We start from the raw sequence: 2416 nt of genomic DNA on the forward strand, positions 1-2416 counted from the left end.
GTAAGCGTCTGGCAAAGTGCATCTAAATATTCACTCGTGATCAAGTTAAGTTACTTCAAACAATTATTTGGAGTAACTTATGAAAATAACGCGAAGCCATGAGCAATGGCGAACTATCCTTAACGAACAACAAACTAGCGGCCTAACCATCATTGATTATTGCCGCGAACATCAATTAGCAACCTCCAGTTTTTATGTGTTTCGTAAAAAACTAGGTGTCACCTCAAACAGCTTTGTTCGTACTCAAGTCACTCAACAAGTTGAGGTGATAACGCAGCAACCACTCATTGAATTGACATTAGGTAAGGCGACATTAAGGCTCCCTTCAAGTACCAGTGCCACTTACTTAGGCCAAGTATTACGAGCGTTGGTTTAATGAAAGTGTTTGGTGAAGTACCTGAAGTCTTTTTACACCGAGATGTTGTAGATTTTCGTAAATCGATAAATGGTTTGGTTGGCATTGTCGAAGAGGAACTTGAACATGATGCTTATACTGGCGCATTGTTCGTCTTTTGTAACAAAGCCAGAGACAAGCTTAAAATTCTCTATTGGGATAAAACAGGCTTTGCGCTGTGGTATAAGCGGCTGGAAAAACAGAAATTCAAATGGCCGAGTAAAGTATCAAACCAAGTGTTTGAATTAACGGAGCAGCAATTAGCTTGGTTACTCTCGGGTTATGATGTTGTAGGTCATGATCCATTGCACTATGAATCGGTGATTTGATGGGATCACATTGACTATCAAAAGGTAGTCAACGATCGTGTACGCAAGCCCTTATATAAATTGACGTACAAAGCAGATAGCCAATGTAAATATTGCTAAACTGTGAGCATGAAAATAGATGCTAACTCATTGCCCAACGACCCAGAACAACTCAAGAAAATGTTACTTGAGTTGCAGGCTGACACAACCCGAGCATTGGCAGAAAAAGATAAAGAGTTAGCTAAACAACATGAAATTATTCATGGTCTGCTCGAGCGCTATGAAATATCTAGACGTAAAGCATTTGGTAAAAGCTCAGAGCAAAACCCTGGCGGAGGTGAAACCTTCAATGAAGCCGAAGAAACCTTAGATGAAGCAGATAAAGTGCTCTTAGGCGAGGTTGATAGCAAGCAAGCATCAATCATTAACAATAAGCCAAAACGAAAACCTCTTCCCAAAGACTTACCACGTAAAGTCGTGACAATAGATTTACCAGTTGATGAGCAAGTCTGTGATTGCTGTCAAAGCAGCTTACATAAAATCGGTGAGTCTCGCAGTGAAAAGCTTGAGTTTGTACCTGCGCACATCAAGGTTATTGAAACCGTTCGTCCCAAGTACGCCTGTAAAGAGTGTGAGAAAACAGGTATCGCCAATCACATTAAAACTGCGCCAATGCCCTCAACGCCAATCCCTAAAGGGATTGCCACGGCAAGCTTACTTAGTCAGCTCATCACGGCCAAATACCAATATGGCTTACCACTTTATCGACAAGAAAGTATGTTTAACGACTATGGCATAAGCTTAAGTCGTCAAACGATGTCAGACTGGTTAATACGTTGCAGTGAGTTACTGATGCCTCTGTATGATTTATTCAAAAGCCAATTGCTTGCGCAAGCTGTAATTCACGCAGACGAAACCCCATTAAAGGTTATTAGAGAAGAAAAGACTACAAGCTATATGTGGGTGTATTGCTGTGGTGAGGATAAGTTGAATAACAATAAAACAAAAAACATCGTCCTGTATGATTATCACAACAGCCGAGCAGCGCAATGCCCCATCACGTTTCTTGATGGTTATAGCAATTACTTACAAGTTGATGGTTATGCTGCGTACGGCAAAACGACTGCTATCTTAGCCGGCTGTATGGCGCATGCGCGTCGTAAATTCATTGACGCAAAAACCGCGCAAGGTAAAAACAAAACAGGTAAAGCGGATGTGCTATTGAGCTTGATAGGTAAGCTCTACGGAATTGAATCAAATATCAAAACGAAAACTAGCGATGAAAAACACCAAGTACGGCAAGACAAGTCAAAACCAATACTTGATAAGATAAACACATGGGTAGCGAACAATAGAGAAAAAATACCGCCGAAAAGTAAACTAGGTGAAGCCTTAACCTATTGGCATAACCAAGCCCACAAACTCGAAACCTATCTTAAAGATGGTCGTATCAACATAGATAACAATCGTGCAGAACGAGCAGTAAAGCCGTTTGTTATAGGTAGAAAAAACTGGTTATTCTCAAATACATCGCGCGGTGCCAATGCCAGTGCGATACTCTACAGCTTTGTAGAAACCGCAAAAGCCAATGGTTTGCTAGTCGATAGCTATTTGCAAACTTGTTTAAATGAACTGGCTAAAAAGCCAGAGAGCCTAGAGCACCTGCTGCCTTGGAACATCAAGCAAGGCTAGATGCCTTTCCCCATACGCTTAC

Annotated in this window: 3 protein-coding genes; all 3 read left to right on the top strand. The window is 41.2% G+C overall.

What is annotated here, in order from left to right:
• Nucleotides 1-79 precede the first annotated feature (79 nt).
• Nucleotides 80-376, top strand: a complete 297-nt coding sequence (gene tnpA, locus ESZ26_RS18845; protein ID WP_146801326.1) for an IS66 family insertion sequence element accessory protein TnpA — start codon at nucleotides 80-82, stop codon at nucleotides 374-376.
• Entirely contained in the window at nucleotides 376-723 is a 348-nt protein-coding gene (tnpB, locus tag ESZ26_RS18850; protein ID WP_146801328.1) for an IS66 family insertion sequence element accessory protein TnpB, read from the top strand. Before tnpA ends, tnpB begins: the two co-directional genes overlap by 1 nt.
• Nucleotides 724-831: 108 nt before the next feature.
• The gene (tnpC, locus tag ESZ26_RS18855) at nucleotides 832-2394 is read left to right on the top strand and encodes an IS66 family transposase (RefSeq protein ID WP_395881614.1); all 1563 of its coding nucleotides are present in this window, start codon (nucleotides 832-834) and stop codon (nucleotides 2392-2394) included.
• Nucleotides 2395-2416: the final 22 nt, after the last annotated feature.

The organism is Colwellia hornerae, assembly GCF_007954355.1.
GTDB lineage: Bacteria > Pseudomonadota > Gammaproteobacteria > Enterobacterales > Alteromonadaceae > Colwellia_A > Colwellia_A hornerae.

What these genes read in the sequence shown, in the direction of transcription:
- tnpB (WP_146801328.1), top strand. Translation starts at nt 376, where the DNA reads ATGAAAGTGTTTGGTGAAGTACCTGAAGTCTTTTTACACCGAGATGTT.
- tnpA (WP_146801326.1), top strand. Translation starts at nt 80, where the DNA reads ATGAAAATAACGCGAAGCCATGAGCAATGGCGAACTATCCTTAACGAA.
- tnpC (WP_395881614.1), top strand. Translation starts at nt 832, where the DNA reads ATGAAAATAGATGCTAACTCATTGCCCAACGACCCAGAACAACTCAAG.